The following is a 1,606-nucleotide window of genomic DNA, read 5'->3' as shown; positions in this document are numbered from 1 at the left end:
TTGCCTGGCAACGTCCTACTCTAGCGGAACGTCAGTCCGACTACCATCGGCGCTAAGGAGCTTAACTTCTGTGTTCGGCATGGGAACAGGTGTGACCTCCTTGCCATTGTCACCAGACAAATGAATGATTATACATTCAAAACTAGATAGTAAGTAAGATTTTGCGTCGCAAAACGTTTTTTAAAAATTGATTAAGTCTTCGATCGATTAGTATTCGTCAGCTCCACGTGTCACCACGCTTCCACCTCGAACCTATTAACCTCGTCATCTTCGAGGGATCTTATAACCGAAGTTGGGAAATCTCATCTTGAGGGGGGCTTCATGCTTAGATGCTTTCAGCACTTATCCCGTCCATACATAGCTACCCAGCTATGCCGTTGGCACGACAACTGGTACACCAGAGGTATGTCCATCCCGGTCCTCTCGTACTAAGGACAGCTCCTCTCAAATTTCCTACGCCCACGACGGATAGGGACCGAACTGTCTCACGACGTTCTGAACCCAGCTCGCGTACCGCTTTAATGGGCGAACAGCCCAACCCTTGGGACCGACTACAGCCCCAGGATGCGATGAGCCGACATCGAGGTGCCAAACCTCCCCGTCGATGTGAACTCTTGGGGGAGATAAGCCTGTTATCCCCGGGGTAGCTTTTATCCGTTGAGCGATGGCCCTTCCATGCGGAACCACCGGATCACTAAGTCCGTCTTTCGACCCTGCTCGACTTGTAGGTCTCGCAGTCAAGCTCCCTTATGCCTTTACACTCTATGAATGATTTCCAACCATTCTGAGGGAACCTTTGAGCGCCTCCGTTACCTTTTAGGAGGCGACCGCCCCAGTCAAACTGCCCGCCTGACACTGTCTCCCACCACGATAAGTGGTGCGGGTTAGAAAGCCAACACAGCTAGGGTAGTATCCCACCAACGCCTCCACGTAAGCTAGCGCTCACGTTTCAAAGGCTCCTACCTATCCTGTACAAGCTGTGCCGAATTTCAATATCAGGCTACAGTAAAGCTCCACGGGGTCTTTCCGTCCTGTCGCGGGTAACCTGCATCTTCACAGGTACTATGATTTCACCGAGTCTCTCGTTGAGACAGTGCCCAAATCGTTACGCCTTTCGTGCGGGTCGGAACTTACCCGACAAGGAATTTCGCTACCTTAGGACCGTTATAGTTACGGCCGCCGTTTACTGGGGCTTCGATTCGTAGCTTCGCAGAAGCTAACCACTCCTCTTAACCTTCCAGCACCGGGCAGGCGTCAGCCCCTATACATCACCTTACGGTTTAGCAGAGACCTGTGTTTTTGATAAACAGTCGCTTGGGCCTATTCACTGCGGCTCTTCTGGGCGTGAACCCTAAAGAGCACCCCTTCTCCCGAAGTTACGGGGTCATTTTGCCGAGTTCCTTAACGAGAGTTCGCTCGCTCACCTTAGAATTCTCATCTTGACTACCTGTGTCGGTTTGCGGTACGGGCACCTGTTATCTATCTAGAGGCTTTTCTCGGCAGTGTGAAATCAACGACTCGAGGAAACAATTTCCTCTCCCCATCACAGCTCAGCCTTATGAGTGCCGGATTTGCCTAACACTCAGCCTTACTGCTTGGACGTGCA

1 rRNA gene and 1 other annotated feature (1 of these 2 running past the window's edge) are annotated in these 1,606 nt (G+C 51.5%); the gene reads right to left on the bottom strand.

What is annotated here, in order from left to right:
• Positions 1-2: 2 nt before the first annotated feature.
• Positions 3-117: ribosomal RNA gene (rrf, locus tag ACIQUC_RS17850) — 5S ribosomal RNA — on the bottom strand.
• Between the two features lie 70 nt (positions 118-187).
• Positions 188-1,606, bottom strand: a sequence feature (most likely nonfunctional fraction of RNA operon) (it continues 1,844 nt past the right edge of the window).

Origin of the sequence: Curtobacterium sp. NPDC098951, from assembly GCF_044759965.1 — a bacterium.
Classification (GTDB): domain Bacteria; phylum Actinomycetota; class Actinomycetes; order Actinomycetales; family Microbacteriaceae; genus Curtobacterium.
The sequence above is the reverse complement of the archived record's forward strand: the minus strand, read 5'-3'. Positions and strand labels throughout refer to the sequence as shown.